Consider the following 19,590-nt stretch of genomic DNA (forward strand, 5'->3'; position numbering starts at 1 on the left):
GAATCCTCACAGTCGTCGAAGTGCGACATATTCGACCAAATGGTTTTTTCCTTTTCGTAGAATGAGATTAGACCGTGGTCGTGTTGGCAATATGTTTTCTTGTAAATTTTTGAAATTAATCGTTTGCCAAATATTTTCAGCGATTTTTAAAGCTTTTTCTTCACTCAACAATGCATAACGGTGAAAATAAGATTCAGGATTTTTAAAAGCCGTTTTGCGTAAACGTTTAAAACGTTCCAAATACCAACAGCGAATCACTTCTGTTTCAGCATCTACATAGATTGAAAAATCAAAAAAGTCTGAAACGAAAGGAATGATTTTTCCGTCCTTAGGAAGATCACTGACCTGTAGCACATTAATACCTTCAATAATTAAGATATCAGGACGGTCAATGGTAATTGTTTGATTTTTGAGAACATCATAGGCCATATGAGAATAAAGCGGGGCACTGACATTACCGACACCCGCTTTTATAGCAGAAAGGAAGTTCAGTAATTTTTTGATATCATAGGAGTCAGGAAATCCTTTACGATTCATGCGATTTTTTTGCTGTAAGACAGCATTAGGATAGAGAAAGCCATCGGTGGTAATCAGATCAACTTTAAAGCTAGATGTCCAACGTTTCAAAAGTTCTTGAAGAATACGAGCAGTTGTAGATTTTCCCACAGCAACAGAGCCAGCAATTCCAATGATAAAGGGAGTTTTTGGAGTCTCTTTTGGATATAAAAATTGTTGACGTTTTTGAAAAAGTTCCTGTACTGCTTCAACATGGCATGATAACAGACGCGACAAGGAAAGATAAATGCGCTGCACTTCTTCAAGATCAATCGGATCACCAATTGAGCGTAAACGCTTGATTTCATCAAAGGACAAAGTGAGGGGTGTATCCGCACGAAATTGAGACCATTCCTGTGCAGTAAAGACACTATAGGGTGAATGCCGATCAGAAATGGGTTCGACCAGCTTATCTTTTTGATCAATTTTTGATAAAATCATATCAGTCATTTGTATTGGTCGAAGTCTTTTTTATGGCCACAATGATGAAGGTAAAAAAACAGCTTGTTTTGTGTTCAAACGAATTTTATTTTGCATATTCTCTTCTTTTAAAATTAGATAGTCTTTCATTAGCTTATAGTCCAGTCGTTCCAACGTGTGCTGATTTGTGCCAATGAGTATCCTTGAGCTAAAAAAGCCCATAATAGCAGACGTGCTTTTACTGCTGATAAATAACCAGACATGAGAACACCAGAGGCGATCATATCGACTTCTGAACCTTTATAACCATAAGTTGTGCGGGTTGTTGAGCCAGTGCAAGTACGGCTAGCGATAATGATTGGCATCTTTTTCGTATATTGTCGCACAATATCTGCTTCTTCGAAACTGCAATGTCCTGATCCGAAACCGGCAATGACAACACCAGCATAATACCCACTTTCAAAGCAGAATTTGATTAACTGTGTATCAGAGGATAAAGAGGAGTATAGGAGTGCAACTTGATGATCATAGTTTTTGGGAAGATCAAATGTTTTCGGGAAAAAATTTCGATCATTAAAATAAACTAGTTTTCCTTCCAAAATAGTACCTAAAATACCTACCAGACCTGATTGAAACGTTTCAATTTTGACGGTATGGTTTTTCTGAACCCAATAAGGTGAGTGAATGGTATCATTGATTACAACTAAGACACCTCTGTTTCGACTTTGTGGATGAGCTGCGACGCGAGTTGCTGCTAAAATATTAGCCGGTCCATCAGCACCTGCTTCACAAGGTATACGCATAGCACCAGTTATAACGAGCGGTTCCGCTCTATCCCAATAAAGGGAAAGAAAAAAGGCTGTTTCTTCCATTGTATCAGTACCTTGGGTTAAAACAACACCTTCTGCACCGTCCTTTATTTGCTGTGTTGCCCACTCTATTATTTCAAAAAGAATTTTAAAAGACAAAGATCCACTCGGTAATTGTGTTAGTGTTTGCGCATGAATATTAGCAACGTTATTTAATTCAGGAACACTTTTGATAAGGACATCTGAGGTTAATGCCGGTTGCATTTTACCCAAATTGTCAGCAGCCATTGCAATCGTTCCTCCCAATGTTCCTATGGCTATTTTTTTCATAATTTTTCCTTTGCAAGACGCAAACTGTTTACAAAAACTATTTAGCAACAATTTACATTGATAACAATGAGATCATTTTTTATTTCAACAAATTGAATTGTGCTGAATCATTGTGTTTTACAGTATATGTTCTTAAATAAAGGCAATAATGATTGGATTTTGCATTTGTTGAAAATAACTTAACATTAAGAATAGAAGTCAATATTAAGGAGTTTCCTTATGGCAGAACATAAGCCAGATATAATGTATGGTACAACTATTATTACTGTACGAAAAGGTGGCAAAGTAGTGATTGCCGGTGATGGTCAGGTCTCACTTGGGCAGACGATTATGAAAGGCAATGCACGCAAAGTGCGTCGCCTTGGGAAGGGTGGAGCTGTTATAGCTGGTTTTGCAGGTGCTACAGCAGATGCTTTCACTTTGTTGGAAAGATTGGAAACGAAGCTTGAACAATATCCTGACCAGCTCATGCGTGCATGTGTAGAACTTGCAAAAGACTGGCGAACAGATCGCTATTTGCGTCGTCTCGAAGCAATGATGCTTGTGGCTGATAAGAAAGTAACTTTTGCTTTAACAGGGCTTGGTGATGTCTTAGAACCAGAAGACGGAGTTATGGCAATTGGTTCTGGAGGCAATTTTGCTCTTTCGGCTGCTCGAGCACTTATGGATATGGATTTAGATGCAGAAACCATTGCCCGTAAAGCCATTGATATTGCCGCTAAAATTTGTGTTTACACCAATGATCATTTTACGATTGAAACATTGGATGCCGAATTATCTTCTTTAGAGAAAGCTATTTGAATGTGTGTTGTATTTTCCCCTCGTGAGACTGTTTCTGAACTTGATCGTTTTATTATTGGTCAAAATGATGCCAAACGTTCTGTTGCTATTGCATTGCGCAATCGGTGGCGTAGACAGCAGCTTGATGGTCCAATGCGTGAAGAGGTTATGCCCAAAAATATTTTAATGATAGGACCAACAGGTGTTGGTAAAACAGGCATAGCACGTCGATTAGCAAAACTTGCTGGAGCGCCTTTTGTTAAAGTAGAAGCGACTAAATTTACTGAGGTTGGTTACGTGGGACGTGATGTTGAGCAAATTATTCGTGACCTTGTTGAGATTGCCATTTCTCTTGTACGTGAAAAAAAACGGGATGAAGTCAAAGTAAAGGCTCACGTTAATGCTGAAGAGCGTGTTTTAGATGTCCTTGTTGGTAAGACAGCAAGCCCCGCTACCCGTGATAGTTTTCGTAAAAAATTGCGTGAAGGTGAATTGGATGAGAAAGAGATTGAAATTGAGGTAGCAGATAATAACAGCAATAGCGCTTCGACCTTTGATATTCCTGGTATGCCTGGTGCTCAAATGGGAATTATGAATTTGTCAGATATTTTTGGCAAAATAGGGAGTCGTACAAAGGTTCGCAAAACAACAGTGAAGGATGCTTTTAAGCCACTCATTGATGATGAATCTGAGAAACTCCTTGATCAGGATCAAATTATTCAAGAAGCGCTACGTGTTGCTGAAAATGACGGAATTGTTTTTATTGATGAGATTGATAAAATTGCAACCCGAGATGGTGGGGCAGGCGCTGCCGTTTCGCGGGAGGGAGTTCAACGGGATCTTTTGCCTCTGGTTGAAGGAACAACAATTAGCACAAAATATGGGCAAATCAAAACAGATCACATTCTTTTTATTGCATCAGGTGCATTTCATGTTTCCAAGCCATCTGATTTATTGCCAGAACTTCAAGGACGTTTGCCCATTCGCGTGGAGCTAAATGCTCTAACAAGGGAAGATTTACGACGTATTTTGACTGAACCTGAAGCTAGCCTAATTAAGCAGTATGTTGCTTTAATGGCAACGGAAGAGGTTCATTTAGAAATCACCGATGATGCAATTGATGCTTTAGCGGATATTGCTGTAGATTTAAACGCAAGGATTGAAAACATAGGAGCGCGTCGTTTGCAAACAGTGATGGAGCGCGTTTTGGATGAGATTTCTTTTACTGCACCGGATAAAGCTGGAACATCATTTAAAGTTGATGCTGCTTATGTAAAACAATCTATAGGCGAACTGGCTGCTGATGTCGATCTTTCACGTTTTATTCTTTAGAGTTATTGTTTGTTTTCGTCTATCGGCGTGCTTCGATAATTTTAAAACCATGAACTTTTTCATGTATGAATACCGTGCGAAAAATGCTTTTTAACAATGTTTCATAAGGCAGGTGGCGATTAGCGACAAGAAGTAAATTGCCACCTGGCTTTAGGTATTTTGCAGCATTTATAATGAAATGCTTTCCTAATGAAACATCTGTAATGTGTTGCGTGTGAAACGGTGGGTTTGAAATGATTGTATCATACAGATCTGTGATCGGTTCATGCACAAGATCATGCCAATAAAAATGAATCGGACAAGGAGCCGTTATGTGTTTGAGATGCTGTTTGGCTGCACTCAAAGCGTTGTAATCAGCTTCATAGAGGTCGAGAGTTGTTAGTTTTTCACTTCTTTCAAGTGCTACGTAAGAAAGAAAACCCCAGCCAGCACCAAAATCAGCAGTCTTTCCAGAAATAACCTTACACATATGCAGAGCAAGCGCGGCAGATCCCGGATCAATACGACCGTGCGAGAACATGCCAGAAGTGGTCTGAAATTTATTTTCAAAAGTAAGCGGTGGTAAGCGCAATTGTGCAATATTCTGTCTCTCTATCTGTTGTGGAACTTGAAGCCAAAACACCAATCCATGGTTTTTGGACAACTTATCAGCGATGGGAGCAAGCGTTTTGACCCATTTCATCATTGAAGCAGCACCGGCAGTTTTATTTCCACCGATAACAATCCATCCACCAGGTTTAACACATTCTAATAAATCAAGAAAACAATTTTGGTTTAAACCACGATATTTACTTAAGTGCAAAAGTGCACCATCATAGGTGAAAGTTTTGTCTATTTGAGGAGAGCAGTGAAACTGAGCATTGGCAAATTTTAAAAAATCTGGTCGCCAAGGCGTAACAACTTTTAACTTTTGTGCCCATTCTGGAGCAGGAATTTCTATCAAACCAAAACTCAACCAAGATTGGTTTGAATTAGGAAGAGGGAGGCTATGGTTTTCAAAAGGTAAAAATAGTAACACACGTGGCTCTTTCAAAGAAAAAATGCCATTCCGATATTAGGATGGCATTTTATTTCATGATAAGAGAAAAGATTACTCTTCTTTTTTCTTACGATGGTGCTTGTTTTCGGATTTATTTTTTTCATCCATGCACTTTTCCTGTTCTTCTTTTATAACCTATCACCTGTAATTTCTTCACCAGTCTGTTGGTCGACGATTTTCATTGATAACCGAACTTTACCACGTTCATCAAAGCCCATTAATTTAACCCAAACTTTATCGCCTTCTTTAACAACATCTGTTGTTTTTGTGACGCGTTCTGATGCGAGTTGAGAGATATGAACGAGCCCATCACGTGAGCCAAAAAAGTTTACAAATGCGCCGAACTCTGCTGTTTTTACAACTGTTCCTTGGTAGATAGCACCAATTTCAGGTTCATCAACAATGGAATGTATCCAGCGTTTTGCTGCTTCAATGGTTTTAGTATCGGCAGAAGCAATTCTAATTGTTCCATTATCTTCAATATTGATTTTTGCCCCAGTTTGTTCAACGATTTCTCGAATAACTTTACCGCCAGAGCCTATAACATCGCGAATTTTATCAACCGAAATGTTCATAATTTCGATGCGTGGAGAAAATTCGCTGAGTTCAGCGCGTGCACTGGTTAAAGCTTTGGCCATTTCGTTAAGGATATGAATTCGACCATCTTTGGCTTGTTCAAGTGCGATTTTCATAATTTCTTCGGTAATACCATCAATTTTGATATCCATTTGCAAGGCAGTAATACCATTTTCTGTTCCCGCTACTTTAAAATCCATATCTCCAAGATGATCTTCATCTCCTAAAATATCAGACAGAATAGCAAAGCGTTCCCCTTCTTTAATCAATCCCATAGCAATACCTGCAACAGGGCGTGCCAGAGGAACACCGGCATCCATGAGAGCAAGTGAAGTGCCGCAAACAGTTGCCATGGAAGAAGATCCATTAGATTCAGTAATTTCTGAAACAGCACGAATGGTATAAGGAAAAGATTCTTTAGTCGGCAACATGGGATGAAGTGCACGCCACGCCAATTTGCCATGTCCAATTTCGCGTCGACCAGGAGAACCAAGTCGTCCTGTTTCACCCACTGAAAATGGCGGAAAATTGTAATGAAGGAGAAATGTTTCCTTATACATACCTGTTAAGGAGTCAACATATTGTTCATCTTCACCGGTTCCTAATGTTGCAACAACAATTGCTTGTGTTTCTCCACGGGTAAAGAGTGCTGATCCATGTGTGCGAGGTAAAATACTAACTTCTGATTGGATGGGGCGTACTGTTGAAAGGTCGCGTCCATCAATACGCTTTTCCGTATCAAGAATGTTCCAGCGAACAATTTTTGCTTGCAATTGTTTGAAAACAGTTGCAATTTGATCTGCATTAAACTTACAGTCTTCTTCCGTTTCCGGCATAAATTTATTGATAATTTCTGTTTTCAGTGCATCAATTACAGCGTAACGTTCTTGTTTATCGGTAATTGTGTAAGCTTTTCGTATATCCTGTTCGGCCATTTCCATCATAGCTTTTTCGAGATCAGAGAGATCTTCGGGAACAAAATCACGTGGATCTTTTGCAGCAACTTCGGCAAGCTTGATGATGGTATCAAGAACAGGTTGAAGACCTTTATGTCCAAACATAACGGCCCCCAACATGATGTCTTCCGGCAATTCGTGTGCTTCTGATTCAACCATCAACACAGCACTTTCTGTTCCGGCAACAACAAGATCAAGTTTTGATTCAGGCATTTCATCGATATGAGGATTGAGAACATACTGTCCATTACAATAACCAACACGGGCACCAGCAATGGGCCCCATGAAAGGAATACCTGACAAAGTTAATGCGGCAGAAGCTGCAATCATTGCAAGGATATCGGGATTATTCTCGAGATCATGTTGTATAACGGAAACAATAACTTGTGTATCATTTTTATAGCCATCGGCGAAGAGGGGACGAATGGGACGATCAATCAAACGTGAAATCAATGTCTCATTTTCGGTCGGTCTGCTTTCACGTTTTAAAAAACCACCGGGGATTCTACCGACAGCATAGGATTTTTCTTGATAATTAACGGTGAGTGGAAAAAAGTCTTGATCTGGTTTTGGACTTTTTGCTGATACAACAGTTGCCAAGACAATAGTTTCTCCGTAGGTAGCAATCACTGCACCATCAGCTTGACGCGCTATTTTTCCTGTTTCGATGGTGAGTGGCCGTCCGGCCCATTCAATTTCTATCTTATGCGTTTTGAACATTTTTTATCCTTAATGACTAGCGCTCACATTCTGGTGTTGCGTAGCATATTTCAAAGCTATGGGCAGGACAACAAGACACTTCTGTCTTTTTTCAAGAAGAAAGGAGTAAATCGCAATTTAAACGCGAAGAAACTAGCAATTCTGCCCCATGATGATTATTCGTCAATTTTTAAGTTTTTAACTAAAAGCAGCAAGCTGAAAAAATGGATGGTTTTTTTAAAAAACCATCCACCCATTTTTCTTTTAGCGCCGCAAACCTAATTTTTTGATAAGTGTCTGATAACGATTTTGGTCAATTCCTTTCAGGTAATCAAGAAGGCGACGACGTTGAGACACCATCTTCAAAAGACCACGACGAGAATGGTTATCCTTTTTATGAGATTTAAAATGGTTAGTTAAATTAGAAATACGTTCAGAAAGTACAGCGACCTGCACTTCTGGTGATCCTGTATCACCGACTTTGTTTGCATATTCTGCGACAAGAGCTTGTTTACGTTCAGCTGTAATCGACATCGTGTTATCCTTTCAAAAAACAAAGAAACAAAAGTCACCCGTAGCCGAGATGTCGTCCAGCAAGGGTCTGTGAAGAAACAAGAAGAGTAAAAACTCCCACCTGCTTTAGCACTTATATAGGAAAGGATGTAAAAATACTAGTCCTTAAAAGAATCTTAAAGGCCTTACCTTAGATAAAGGATTTTGTTTTGAAATATTGATTTTAACAGGGGTTTGTGAGAAATTTTTAAAGAATTATGCATCCTTTTGTTACAAAGGTTACTGCTTTAGAGAGTGTGTATGGTAAAAAAGCGATAAATATCGATTGGAAGACAAAAGATGCAAAACATTTCAACATTAGAACTTTTTCGTAATTCGGTATTTCGGAATTTATGGTTATCCACTCTCATTTTTAATTTAGGAGGGCTTATACAGGCTGTAGGAGCAGGGTGGTTAATGGCGTTGATTAGTTCTTCGCATTCCATGGTCGGTCTTGTTCAAAGTGCTACCACATTACCGCTTGTTATGTTTTCTTTAATGGCAGGAGCTTTAGCTGACAATTTTAATCGCCGCCAAATTATGTTGTGCGCGCAGATTATGATGATGGTTATATCAATGAGCTTGGCTATTTTATCCTATATGGGATTTTTAACACCTGGAATTTTATTATGCTTTACCTTTTTGATTGGATGTGGAACTGCTTTTTATAATCCTTCTTGGCAAGCAACAATAGGAGATATTGTGAGCCGAGAAAATATTCCTGCTGCTGTTAGTTTAAACAGTGTTGGCTTTAATTTGATGCGCAGTGTAGGCCCTGCTATTGGTGGTGCTATCATTGCTGCTCTAGGTGCAGCCGCAGCTTTTTTATTCAATGCGATAAGTTATATTCCTTTAATTGGTGCTTTGTTTTTATGGAAACCAAGTTATGAAAACAACAGGTTACCACGAGAAAGACTTTTAGGAGCTGTCTCAGATGGTTTACGTTATGTTGCAATGTCGCCCAATCTTTTGAGCATTATGGTCAGAGCGTTCCTGTTTGGTATCGGGGCGATTTCGATTTTGGCACTGTTACCAATTGTTGTGCATAAAATTCTTGGAGGAAATGCACTTCTTTATGGGACATTGCTTGGTTTCTTTGGTCTTGGAGCCATGACAGCAGGTCTTATTAATTCATCTGTACGGCATTATTTTCGGTTAGAAACGATTATCACAAGTGCATTTATTGGTTTTGCCTTTTCTTGCTTTTTTTTAGCAATAAGCCGTTCATTGATTGTAAGCCATATTGCTTTGTTTCCTGCAGGATTATGTTGGGTTTTAGCATTATCACTGTTTAATACATCTGTACAACTTTCTACACCGCGCTGGGTTGTTGCACGTGCCTTAGCACTTTATCAAACAGCATCTTATGGAGGAATGGCATTTGGAAGCGTAATTTGGGGCGTTTTGGCTGATGGTTATTCTCCAACAGTTGCTTTGAGTCTTTGTTCTCTATTCTTGATTTTTGGGGCTTTTACAGGGATAAAATTTAGAATTCAGGAAATTCCCCAGATAGATCTAGATCCCCTTGATCATTTTAGAGAACCAGAGCTTTTACTTGATCTAAAAGCACAAAGTGGTCCGATCATGATTATGATCGATTATCAAATTCATGAAAATGATCTCGAAGAATTTCTCAAAGTGATGACACGTCGTCGTCATATTCGTTTACGTGATGGCGCTCGTCAATGGGTTCTTTTGCGTGATCTTGAAAGGCCTGAATATTGGACAGAAGCGTATCATATGCCAACATGGGTAGATTACTTGCGTCATAATCACCGTCGCATAAAAGCAGATGCAGAGGTAAACAAGATGCTGCGTCACTTAAATCGTGCGCCTGACGGCATAAGAGTACACCGGATGATTGAGCGGCAAACAATACCACATGCTAGTGAAATGCATTTAAAGCCCTCTGCCGATCAATTACCTTAATGGTATGAAAGCTAAAACAGCTTTTTGTAAACTATTAAATGTGTGCAATTTATTTTTATGGAATAAATTTGTCTGCATAAATAGAACAGCAGAAAAATAAGATATTGCAGTGAGCACTTTATTCCATTGGTGAGTTGAGGATAAATTTCTGCTAAACAAGCAGTTGGAAATCATAAATATTACAAATTTATTTAAGATAAATCCTGCGTTTCCTATTCTACAAAATCTTCTTAACATTATAGATATGCACGTGTATTCAGTAATAATCAAAGAGACAATTTAAAACGATAAAAAAGATACTTGTGCTTTATCGTGCAAGCTAGAATTAGACTTATGAACATATTACTGATTTAGGTTATGATATGAATTATCATAAAAAATTGAGTGTAGAGCGATATTGATCTGAGAAACTCTCTTTTTCTGAGAGATGGTTTGAAGAAAGAACAGATTAAATTGTAAAAATCCGCTTTGGCGTGAACAAGCTTTTTTCAAGAGTGCCTATAGCAAGAGGTTGGCCTTTGTAGATGACACAAACCTCATCTTCATCAATAGGTGCATTGTGATTGCAGAGGAGCACTGAATTGCCTATCATGACTCGCTGTGCTTGGGTTTCGCTAAGGGTATAATGAGAGAGGCAATCCAGCGCAGCACCTGTTTCAATTAAAAGTGTATCAAGTGTTGAAAAATTTCTTTTGGGAAGAGCATCATTTTCATTTGTTACACTTTTATTCAGCCCTACCGTTTTTAGCGTGTTCCATGTGATGAGATCATCTTCACAAAAAGGTACTACTGCGATACGTCTTAAATCAGCAATATGCCCATAACAACCGAGATCACGTCCCATATCGCGTGCTAAAGAGCGTACATAGGTTCCTTTTCCGCAGGTTACTTCAAAGATAGAACGTTCTTTGGTAGCAGTTTCTATTAATTTAAAAGTTTCTATTTCCACTTGGCGCGGCGGAATTTCAACACTTTCACCGTCACGTGCCAGATTATAGGCGCGGTTACCAGAAATTTTAATTGCCGAAAATTGTGGAGGTGTTTGCAAAATAACACCTGTATACTGGGGGAGAAGAGCGAGTATTTCTTCTTGTGTTGGACGTTTGAGAGATGTCTTCGTTACTTCTCCCTCTAGATCGTCTGTTGATCGTTCTTCTCCCCAAACGATGTGAAAACGGTAGGTTTTTGTGCCTTGCATAACGTAGGGAACGGTTTTAGTTGCTTCGCCCAATGCAATTGGCAAGAGACCAGACGCAAGAGGATCAAGTGTTCCCGCATGTCCTGCTTTTTGTGCATGAAAGAGCCATTTGATTTGTGAGACAGCTTCTGTTGATCTCATCCCTTTTGGTTTATCAAATATTACCCAGCCAGAAACAGAACGGCCTTTTTTTTTGCGTTGCCGTGCCATATTTTTAATCCTCAAGTTCATCACTACGGTGAAGATCGCGTGCTACCTCAGGTGAGCGAAGCAGGGCATCAATTTTTGAAAAATTATCAAAACTGCTATCGAGTCGAAAACGCAATTCAGGCATATATTTCATTTGTCGCAGCGCATGACTGATTTCTTTACGGATAAAACGGCTATGTTTATTGAGGACATCAACAACATCAATATGAGATGCGTTCTTAAGAGTGTTGAGAGGAGAAATAAAGCAGGTGGCAATTTTTAAATCTGGTGACATACGCACTTCAGAGACAGAAATTACCATATTTTTCAAGACATTATCGAGTAAAATACCACGCTGTAGCATATGAGCTACTGCGTGGCGCACTTGCTCTCCTACTCTTAACTGCCGTTGTGATGGCTCTGCATTTTTCATCAAAATGTTATCCTTGTTACAATTACTCTTCTTTTGATTGGCTTAAAAGATTAAGAAAAAACAGAGGCACTATGCATAAAATCCAATAACTTTTCTCATTTTACGAAAGAGTAAAGCCGTTGGGTTATTTTATAATGTGCGATTAATATGTTCGATGCGGAAGGTTTCAATGGTATCTCCTGCACGGATATCTTCATAGCTTTCGAATGCTATTCCACATTCTTGACCGCTTTGTACTTCATTGACCTCATCCTTAAATCGCTTAAGTGTTTTAAGTTTTCCTTCGTGAATGACAATATTATCGCGAATAAGGCGGACACCAGCTCCCCGTTCTATTTTACCTTCTGTAACGCGACATCCAGCGACTTTTCCGATTTTTGTAATGTTAAAGACTTCCAGAATTTCAGCATTACCAAGGAAAGTCTCACGCTGCTCTGGTGAGAGTAATCCTGACATGGCAGCTTTTATATCGTCAACAAGATCATAAATTATGTTATAATAGCGAATTTCAATTCCTTGTGTTTTTGCTACATCACGTGTTTGTTTATTGGCTCGAACATTAAAGCCGATCACAGCAGAGTTAGAGGCCTCAGCAAGAGAAATATCACTTTCAGTGATACCTCCAGCACCAGAATGCACAATGCGTGCACGTACTTCTTCATTCCCTAACTTTTCTAATGCCGAAGCGATCGCTTCAATTGATCCTTGTACATCTCCTTTAATAATAAGAGGAAACTCTTTGATACCAGTGGTTTGTAATTTAGTCATCATCTGTTCAAGAGAACCGCGAGAACCTGTTTGCCGAGCTACAGCTTTGTCACGTGCTAACCGTTGACGATATTCAGCAATTTCCCGTGCTTTTGCTTCATGGGTGACAACAGCAAAACGGTCACCAGCTTGTGGTGTTCCTTGCATGCCCAAAATTTCAATGGGTGTAGAGGGAACTGCTTCTTTTATATGGCGACCATGGTCATCAATCAAGGCACGCACACGACCCCATTCATTGCCAGCAACAATAATATCAGAAGGATGCAATGTACCTTTTTGAACAAGAACTGTTGCAACAGATCCGCGACCCCGATCCAATTTAGCTTCAATAACAACGCCTTCTGCTGTTCGTTTTGGATCTGCTTTGAGATCAAGGATTTCAGCTTGAAGGAGAATAGCTTCGAGAAGTTTATCAAGATTTTGACCGGTTTTAGCAGAAACTTCGACTTCCAAAGTTTCTCCACCCATGCTCTCAACAAACACTTCGTGTTGCAAAAGTTCTGTACGCACTTTTTGTGCATCAGCAGCTGGTTTATCAATTTTGTTGATAGCAACAATAATTGGCACACCAGCAGCTTTGGCATGATTGATTGACTCAATTGTTTGCGGCATAACACTATCATCAGCGGCTACAACCAGAACGGCAATATCCGTAACACGAGCTCCACGAGCACGCATAGCAGTGAAGGCGGCATGTCCAGGTGTATCAATAAAGGTAATTTTTTGACCGTTCTGCTCCACTTGATAAGCACCGATATGCTGCGTAATACCACCTGCTTCACCAGAAACAACATTTGCTTTTCGAATAGCATCGAGAAGGGAAGTTTTTCCGTGGTCGACATGACCCATAATCGTTACAACAGGTGGACGCTGCTGCATTTTTTGAGGATTATCGGCTATATTAAAGATACCTTCTTCTACGTCAGATTCTAAAACACGTTTAACAGTGTGACCGAATTCAACGGCAATGAGCTCAGCAACATCTGCATCAATAACATCGCCCGGTTTCATCATTTGTCCCTGTTTCATCAGAAACTTAATTACATCAACGGAGCGCTCAGTCATACGCTGCGCAAGTTCTTGAATAGTAATTGTTTCAGGGAGAACAACCTCGCGAGAAATTTTTTCCCTTGGCTCTTGGTTTTGTGCACGTTTAAACTTCTCCTGCCTGCGGCGCATTGCAGCCATTGAGCGCCCACGTGCATTGCCTTCTTCATCCAGAGCACTACTGAGGGTTAGCTTTCCACGGCGTCGCTCATCAGCACCTTTTACAACTTTTGGTGCACGCACTTCTGATTTTGCATGGTTAGCGCGCCGGCTATGTCGGTCATCTTCTTTATTTTCATCTGCCTTGCGTTTTTCAATCACAGTTGTATTTTTAGGCGTGATAGGGATATCTATCGGTTCTATGAGGGAGGGAGTAGAGGGAAGAGGGGAAGTCTGTACCTGTGGATTTTCTTCCTCTTGATGTATTTCTGTTTCTTGAATTTCCTGCTGAAAACTTTCTTCACGTTCTTTTGCACGTTTTGCTTCTTCTTCAGCTTGTTCACGTGTTATTTTTTCTTGGATATGTGCTTCTTCTAACGCGCGAAACCTTGCTTCCATTTCAGCCGATGAGAGATTGCTTTTAGCGACAGGTTCACTCTGCTTGGTTTCTTCGAATCGTGGTTTAGAGCGTTGGCGAGCCACATGTGGTTTCGTAATTGGCTGTTGTATTTCAGCTTTTTCATCAGGTCGCGTAATTTTGCGCCGTTTGGTTTCGACAACTACAGCTTTCGTACGGCCATGGCTGAAATTTTGTTTGACCGTGCTCGTTTCTAGGACTGACCGTTTTAGGGTTAATGTCCTCTTGACTGTTATTTTGTCGTTATTATTTTCACTCATTGTACTTCCTTCACGGCCTGTGCCGTCATCTCACCAGGCTTGCTGTGCTTTTCATCACGATAGGCGAGTAGTTTGTATATTGTTTTGAGAAATCCTTCGGCAACTTTAGTGTCTAATAAGGCTGCATGCATTACAGGATTAGCACCAAAGGCCACTCGCATTTCATCACTTGTAAATAAAGATATGATTTTTATATTTCGATTTGTTTGTTGTTGTATTGTATGGATAGCTTGTGCAATTTTTCGTTTCCCATCTTCTGTAGTTTCCTTGGCATGAAGTACAAGAATAACTTGACCAGAGCGGATAGCTGCATCGACTTTTGTTGCCCCCATCACAATGGCACCAGCTTTTCGCGCTATGGAAAGGCTTGAAAGAGCCGCTTTTACTAAAAGTGTATCAACAATATTCGCAAGATTTGGTGCAACCTCAACATCTGTTTTAAAATTTCTCTTAAAAGCTTTCTGTTTGATTGCTGCTTCAATGGCAGAATGGCGAGCAGAAACCCAAACGCCACGCCCAGGCAAATTGGATTTAAGATCAGGGACAATTTGATTATTGGGACCAATAACAAAACGGATCAGCGTTTCGGCTGAAGCATTTTTTCTTGTCACAATACAGGTCCGTTCATTCATCTAAAGTGTACCCACGTTCAAATTATCTGTTTCATCTTTTGCAGAGTTTTCACTTTCCGCAGGGGCTTCTGCAACAAGATCCACTTGATCTATCCAGCCAGCTTGTACACGTGCGGCTAAAACCATAGCTTCTGCATCAGCACGTGTAATATCAAATGGGGTCAAGACACCAGAAAAACTCTGTGTTTGACCTTCTTTGCGTTCTTTCCATCCAACCAAATCATCGACTGCATAACCAGCAAAGTCTTCCATTGTTTTTACACCATCTTCACCAACAGCAACCAACATAGCACTTGTCATTCCAGGAAGTGTTCGCAATTCGTCACAAACACCGAGTTTTTTACGCTTTTCATCAAGTTCTTCTTCTTTATGTTCGAGATATTCGCGCGCACGATTTTGGATTTCAGCAGCAGTTTCATGGTCAAAACCATCAATGGAGGCGATTTCTTCGAGATCAATATAGGCGATTTCCTCAATGGAGGAAAAACCTTCCGATGCCATAACCTGCCCAATCATTTCATCAACATCTAAGGATTCCATAAATAATTTACTGCGTTCAGTAAATTCTTTTTGGCGATTTTCAGATTCTTCCTGTTCTGTTAAGATATCAATATTCCATCCCGTTAATTGTGAGGCTAAACGAACATTTTGGCCACGTCGACCAATAGCAAGACTGAGCTGGTCATCAGGTACGACGACTTCAATACGTTCTGCGTCTTCATCGAGGACAACTTTAGAAACTTCAGCGGGTTGCAACGCATTGACGATAAATGTTGCAGCATCAGGGGACCAAGGAATAATATCAATTTTTTCGCCTTGTAACTCCGCAACAACAGCTTGTACGCGGCTTCCTCGCATTCCAACACACGCCCCAACAGGATCAATAGAACCATCGCGTGAGACAACAGCAATTTTAGCACGTGAACCCGGATCACGGGCAACGGATTTAATTTCTATAATACCATCATAAATTTCTGGTACTTCCATGGTAAAAAGTTTTACCATAAATTGAGGGTGTGTGCGTGAAAGGAAAATTTGTGGACCGCGCGATTCACGGTGCACATCATTGACGAAGGCACGAATGCGATCTCCATAGCGGAAAGATTCACGTGGAATTAATTCATCACGGCGCACGATGGCTTCGCCGCGTCCCAGATCAACGATAACATTGCCATATTCCACACGTTTTACTGTACCAGAAATAATTTCACCAATTTTATTTTTGAATTCTTCATATTGCTGGTCACGTTCTGCATCGCGCACCTTTTGTACAATAACCTGTTTAGCAGATTGCGCTGCGATACGTCCAAAGTCCATAGGAGGTAAAAGATCAGCAAAAAATTCACCAATTTTTGCGTCTGCTTGGCGTTTGAGTGCATCAGACAAAGTAATTTCAGTTGTATAATCTTCAACGACATCTACAATTTTAAGCAAACGTTGTAATTTAATTTCACCTGTTTTGGAATTGATTTCGGCACGGATATTGGTTTCTTGACCATAACGAGAACGCGCCGCTTTCTGAATAGCATCGGCCATTGCAGAAATGACAATTTCACGATCAATTGACTTTTCACGTGCAACAGCCTCTGCAATTTGCAGAATTTCAAGCTTGTTAGCGCTTGTAGCCATCAATTTTCTCCTTCTTTATGCCACACAATAGGGCATTTCCCAGTAATGTTAATTCTTGTAATTTAGCGTCTGTTCTGAGGCATTAGAATTATCTTCGGGAATTAATTGTTGACTCAAATCTTTATTTTTTTTTAATGCGTCGCGAATAAGCTCATCGGTAAGCACTAAATGCGCATTTATGATATCACAAAAGGGAATAAAGGTATACATGGCTTCTCCATAAGCAGCTTTATCAGTGTTTAAAGTAAATCCATTTTGCGTGATATTTGTGAGTGTTCCACGAAATTTTCGGCGCCCATCAATTGTTATTTTGGTTTCAATTTTTGCAATATGCCCTTGCCAATGAAAAAAGTCAGATTTTCTTACCAGTGGACGATCAATTCCAGGAGACGAGATTTCTAAATGATACTTGCGTTCAATAATATTTTGCACATCAAGGAGGGGGGAAACAGTTCGACTAACAGTTTCACAATCTTCCACGGTTATAGAGCCATCAGCGCGCTCAATCATAATCTGAAGTGTTAAACCATTTAAACCAAGGAGTTTTACACGAACTAAACGAAAACCTAAGGGTTTAAGCAATGGTATGACAAAAGCAGCAACGTGTGCTTCGATGCCATCTTCTTCAAATAGACGCGGTTCGTCAAGATCGCTTATTTTTTCAGCTTCATTCATACATTTTATCCAAGTCGTTTTCATAATCTTTATGATATTAAAAAAGAGCGGATCCAACGACCCACTCCTCATCATAAGACCAAGAATTTAGTTACTGATACTCCCAAATTCAATTTTTTTCAAGTTGTTTATAAGAAAAGTATCTCATCGTTTCCTTCTTGATAAAGGTAAGATATGCAGGTGTTCGTCCTTCGTGCAGAGCTTTTGCTTCATAGCGGGTACTTATCCATAGCGGATAAGGGGTTTTCCAGTCCTTAGGGCTTTCTGCTTTCCACTCAAAGCTATTATGTTGTGCACAATGGTATAGGGCCCAGTTTACGTAACTATCTATATCGCTGACAAAACGGAATTTTTTTCCTGTTTTAAGAACGCGAGCAAAACGGTTAAGATTTTTTATGTTGATAAAACGCCGTTTCCAATGTTTCTTTTTAGGCCATGGATCTGGGTAGAAGAGGTCTATTCCATCAAGTGATGCATTTGGGAGCCAATCAAGGAGGTGTGTGGCATCATCATCATAAAGGCGAATATTATTTTGATGCTGGTTATGCTGTTCAAGAGACATCAACATTTTTGCCATGCCATTGATAAAGGGTTCTACACCAATAAAACCAGTTTGTGGAAAATGTTCCATTTCATGAAGTAAATGCTCACCTCCACCAAAACCAATTTCAAGGCGGACTTCTCTTATTTTACTGGGAAATAAGGATGTTAAATTTAAGGGCGGAAGGGTATTTAAATCAATTTTAAGAGCTGGGAGAAGCATTTTTATACGCGCAATCTGACTGTTTCGTAGCCGTTTTCCTTGTCGGCGACCAAAAAAGGCTTCACGTGTGCGTGTATTGTGGTCAATCATGGTACTTTAATCATTTTTTGAAGCGTTTTAATCAGATCAGTTTTTTCCCATGAAAACGAACCATCACGTTTTGGCTTGCGTCCAAAATGACCATAGGCGGCTGTTTTTGTATAAATAGGTTTATTAAGGTCAAGATGTTTTCGAATACCAGTCGGTGAAAGATCCATTATTTTACGGATAGCTACTTCAAGAATTTTTTCATCGACTTTTCCTGTTCCATGGAGATTAAGATAAATGGATAAGGGTTGTGCAATGCCAATTGCATAAGAGAGTTGAATGGTGCATCGTTCCGCTAAATCAGCTGCAACAATATTCTTAGCGAGATAGCGTGCAGCATAAGCTGCAGAACGATCAACTTTTGTTGTATCTTTGCCTGAAAAAGCTCCTCCCCCATGGGGTGCTGCACCTCCATAAGTGTCAACGATAATTTTGCGTCCTGTTAGCCCAGCATCGCTTTGAGGGCCACCGATGACAAATTTTCCTGTTGGGTTAATGTACCAACGGCATTGATCCGAAATAGGAATATCATGTAAAGCTTGACGAATATAGGGTTCAACCACTGTACGTACTTTATTGGAATCCCAACTTTCATCTAAATGTTGTGTTGAAAGAACGATAGATGTTACCTCTGTAGGTTTTCCATTTTTATATCGTATTGTTATTTGGCTTTTAGCGTCTGGTCCTAATTTTCCGGTTTCTCCTTCATTTTTATGGCGGGCTGCAGCAAGAAGTTTAAGAATTTTATGCGCATAATAAATTGGCGCAGGCATGAGTGCAGGTGTTTCACGACAGGCATATCCGAACATGATACCCTGATCACCTGCTCCCTCTTCACCATGTCGATCTGTAGCATTATCAACTCCGCGTGCGATATCAGTTGATTGCGGGCGTAAAAGAACATCAATTTTAACAGTTTTCCAATGGAAGCCTGCTTGTTCATAACCAATTGCACGAATAGCACGACGCGCTACTGCACGAAAACGGGCAGGATTAATGAGTGGAAACCCCATTTCATCGTAAATAAATTTCTTATTTTTATCTCTTTTTAAGAGTGTATCAGGAACACGCACTTCTCCAGCGATAACGACACGGTTTACACTGACGAGAGTTTCACAAGCGATCCGCACTAGCCATGGATCAGTACTGGTTTTTTGAGCTTCTTTATAAATCATATCAACGATTTCATCGGAAATACGATCGCAAATTTTGTCAGGGTGCCCTTCCGATACCGATTCACTCGTAAAAAGATAATCTTGATGCGGCATAGGAACTCCTTCAAAAAAAAGAAAATCAACGGTTTATTAATTGTTTATTAAAGTTGCTCCTATTTGCCAATCCCACGGCAAATCGTC

Annotated in this window: 15 protein-coding genes and 1 pseudogene; 3 read left to right on the plus strand and 13 right to left on the minus strand. The window is 39.9% G+C overall.

The features are described 5' to 3' along the window. Positions 1 to 6: 6 nt before the first annotated feature. Both coaA and V4P57_RS00715 read right to left on the minus strand, forming a co-directional pair. The gene (gene coaA, locus V4P57_RS00710; RefSeq protein ID WP_455466304.1) at positions 7 to 1,005 is read right to left on the minus strand and encodes a type I pantothenate kinase; all 999 of its coding nucleotides are present in this window, start codon (positions 1,003 to 1,005) and stop codon (positions 7 to 9) included. A 119-nt stretch (positions 1,006 to 1,124) separates the two neighbouring features. Continuing rightward, a complete protein-coding gene (locus V4P57_RS00715; protein WP_455466305.1) occupies positions 1,125 to 2,114 on the minus strand; it encodes an asparaginase in 990 nt (329 codons plus the stop codon). Positions 2,115 to 2,333: 219 nt separating this feature from the next. Here V4P57_RS00715 and hslV point away from each other — a divergent pair, with 219 nt between their 5' ends. Then, positions 2,334 to 2,915, plus strand: a complete 582-nt coding sequence (gene hslV, locus V4P57_RS00720; protein WP_455466306.1) for an ATP-dependent protease subunit HslV — start codon at positions 2,334 to 2,336, stop codon at positions 2,913 to 2,915. After that, positions 2,916 to 4,226 carry an ATP-dependent protease ATPase subunit HslU gene (hslU, locus tag V4P57_RS00725; RefSeq protein WP_455466307.1) on the plus strand — a complete coding sequence of 437 codons (1,311 nt, stop codon included), beginning with the start codon at positions 2,916 to 2,918 and terminating at the stop codon, positions 4,224 to 4,226. It abuts the gene before it with no gap. 19 nt (positions 4,227 to 4,245) lie between these two features. Here hslU and V4P57_RS00730 read toward each other — a convergent pair whose 3' ends face one another. The 3 genes and pseudogenes from V4P57_RS00730 to rpsO all read right to left on the minus strand — a co-directional run bounded on the left by V4P57_RS00730 (position 4,246) and on the right by rpsO (position 8,030). Then, a complete protein-coding gene (locus V4P57_RS00730) occupies positions 4,246 to 5,244 on the minus strand; it encodes a class I SAM-dependent methyltransferase (RefSeq protein ID WP_455466308.1) in 999 nt (332 codons plus the stop codon). A 72-nt stretch (positions 5,245 to 5,316) separates the two neighbouring features. Continuing rightward, a pseudogene (pnp, locus tag V4P57_RS00735) lies at positions 5,317 to 7,517 on the minus strand (polyribonucleotide nucleotidyltransferase). 243 nt (positions 7,518 to 7,760) lie between these two features. Then, entirely contained in the window at positions 7,761 to 8,030 is a 270-nt protein-coding gene (gene rpsO / locus V4P57_RS00740) for a 30S ribosomal protein S15 (protein ID WP_455466309.1), read from the minus strand. Positions 8,031 to 8,348: 318 nt separating this feature from the next. On the opposite strand from rpsO, the gene V4P57_RS00745 reads away from it, so the two are divergent. Continuing rightward, on the plus strand, positions 8,349 to 9,977 hold the full coding sequence (locus tag V4P57_RS00745; protein WP_455466310.1) for an MFS transporter: 1,629 nt from the start codon (positions 8,349 to 8,351) through the stop codon (positions 9,975 to 9,977). A 448-nt stretch (positions 9,978 to 10,425) separates the two neighbouring features. On the opposite strand, the gene truB is transcribed toward V4P57_RS00745, so the two are convergent. The 8 genes from truB to metK form a co-directional block, all read right to left on the minus strand. Then, positions 10,426 to 11,385 carry a tRNA pseudouridine(55) synthase TruB gene (truB, locus tag V4P57_RS00750; RefSeq protein WP_455466311.1) on the minus strand — a complete coding sequence of 320 codons (960 nt, stop codon included), beginning with the start codon at positions 11,383 to 11,385 and terminating at the stop codon, positions 10,426 to 10,428. 4 nt (positions 11,386 to 11,389) lie between these two features. Next, on the minus strand, positions 11,390 to 11,797 hold the full coding sequence (gene rbfA, locus V4P57_RS00755) for a 30S ribosome-binding factor RbfA (RefSeq protein ID WP_455466312.1): 408 nt from the start codon (positions 11,795 to 11,797) through the stop codon (positions 11,390 to 11,392). 129 nt (positions 11,798 to 11,926) lie between these two features. Then, positions 11,927 to 14,449 (minus strand): translation initiation factor IF-2, encoded by a 2,523-nt coding sequence (gene infB, locus V4P57_RS00760; RefSeq protein WP_455466313.1) that lies wholly within the window; start codon positions 14,447 to 14,449, stop codon positions 11,927 to 11,929. Then, the gene (locus V4P57_RS00765; RefSeq protein WP_455466314.1) at positions 14,446 to 15,081 is read right to left on the minus strand and encodes an RNA-binding protein; all 636 of its coding nucleotides are present in this window, start codon (positions 15,079 to 15,081) and stop codon (positions 14,446 to 14,448) included. The genes infB and V4P57_RS00765 overlap by 4 nt, the downstream gene beginning before the upstream one ends. Further along, a complete protein-coding gene (nusA, locus tag V4P57_RS00770) occupies positions 15,082 to 16,710 on the minus strand; it encodes a transcription termination factor NusA (protein ID WP_455466315.1) in 1,629 nt (542 codons plus the stop codon). A gap of 48 nt (positions 16,711 to 16,758) precedes the next feature. After that, positions 16,759 to 17,409, minus strand: a complete 651-nt coding sequence (gene rimP, locus V4P57_RS00775) for a ribosome maturation factor RimP (RefSeq protein ID WP_455467006.1) — start codon at positions 17,407 to 17,409, stop codon at positions 16,759 to 16,761. An 85-nt stretch (positions 17,410 to 17,494) separates the two neighbouring features. Beyond that, positions 17,495 to 18,238, minus strand: coding sequence for a tRNA (guanine(46)-N(7))-methyltransferase TrmB (locus V4P57_RS00780; protein ID WP_455466316.1), 744 nt, complete (start codon positions 18,236 to 18,238; stop codon positions 17,495 to 17,497). Further along, on the minus strand, positions 18,235 to 19,503 hold the full coding sequence (metK, locus tag V4P57_RS00785; RefSeq protein WP_455466317.1) for a methionine adenosyltransferase: 1,269 nt from the start codon (positions 19,501 to 19,503) through the stop codon (positions 18,235 to 18,237). The genes V4P57_RS00780 and metK overlap by 4 nt, the downstream gene beginning before the upstream one ends. Positions 19,504 to 19,590 lie beyond the last annotated feature (87 nt).

Source organism: Bartonella sp. B39 (assembly GCF_053795145.1).

Bases quoted from the DNA above. Each gene is read 5' to 3' on its own strand.
- V4P57_RS00765 (WP_455466314.1), bottom strand. From the start codon at position 15,081: ATGAATGAACGGACCTGTATTGTGACAAGAAAAAATGCTTCAGCCGAA.
- infB (WP_455466313.1), bottom strand. From the start codon at position 14,449: ATGAGTGAAAATAATAACGACAAAATAACAGTCAAGAGGACATTAACC.
- hslU (WP_455466307.1), top strand. From the start codon at position 2,916: ATGTGTGTTGTATTTTCCCCTCGTGAGACTGTTTCTGAACTTGATCGT.
- V4P57_RS00715 (WP_455466305.1), bottom strand. From the start codon at position 2,114: ATGAAAAAAATAGCCATAGGAACATTGGGAGGAACGATTGCAATGGCT.
- truB (WP_455466311.1), bottom strand. From the start codon at position 11,385: ATGGCACGGCAACGCAAAAAAAAAGGCCGTTCTGTTTCTGGCTGGGTA.
- rpsO (WP_455466309.1), bottom strand. From the start codon at position 8,030: ATGTCGATTACAGCTGAACGTAAACAAGCTCTTGTCGCAGAATATGCA.
- rbfA (WP_455466312.1), bottom strand. From the start codon at position 11,797: ATGAAAAATGCAGAGCCATCACAACGGCAGTTAAGAGTAGGAGAGCAA.
- V4P57_RS00745 (WP_455466310.1), top strand. From the start codon at position 8,349: ATGCAAAACATTTCAACATTAGAACTTTTTCGTAATTCGGTATTTCGG.
- nusA (WP_455466315.1), bottom strand. From the start codon at position 16,710: ATGGCTACAAGCGCTAACAAGCTTGAAATTCTGCAAATTGCAGAGGCT.
- metK (WP_455466317.1), bottom strand. From the start codon at position 19,503: ATGCCGCATCAAGATTATCTTTTTACGAGTGAATCGGTATCGGAAGGG.
- V4P57_RS00780 (WP_455466316.1), bottom strand. From the start codon at position 18,238: ATGATTGACCACAATACACGCACACGTGAAGCCTTTTTTGGTCGCCGA.
- coaA (WP_455466304.1), bottom strand. From the start codon at position 1,005: ATGACTGATATGATTTTATCAAAAATTGATCAAAAAGATAAGCTGGTC.
- rimP (WP_455467006.1), bottom strand. From the start codon at position 17,409: ATGAAAACGACTTGGATAAAATGTATGAATGAAGCTGAAAAAATAAGC.
- hslV (WP_455466306.1), top strand. From the start codon at position 2,334: ATGGCAGAACATAAGCCAGATATAATGTATGGTACAACTATTATTACT.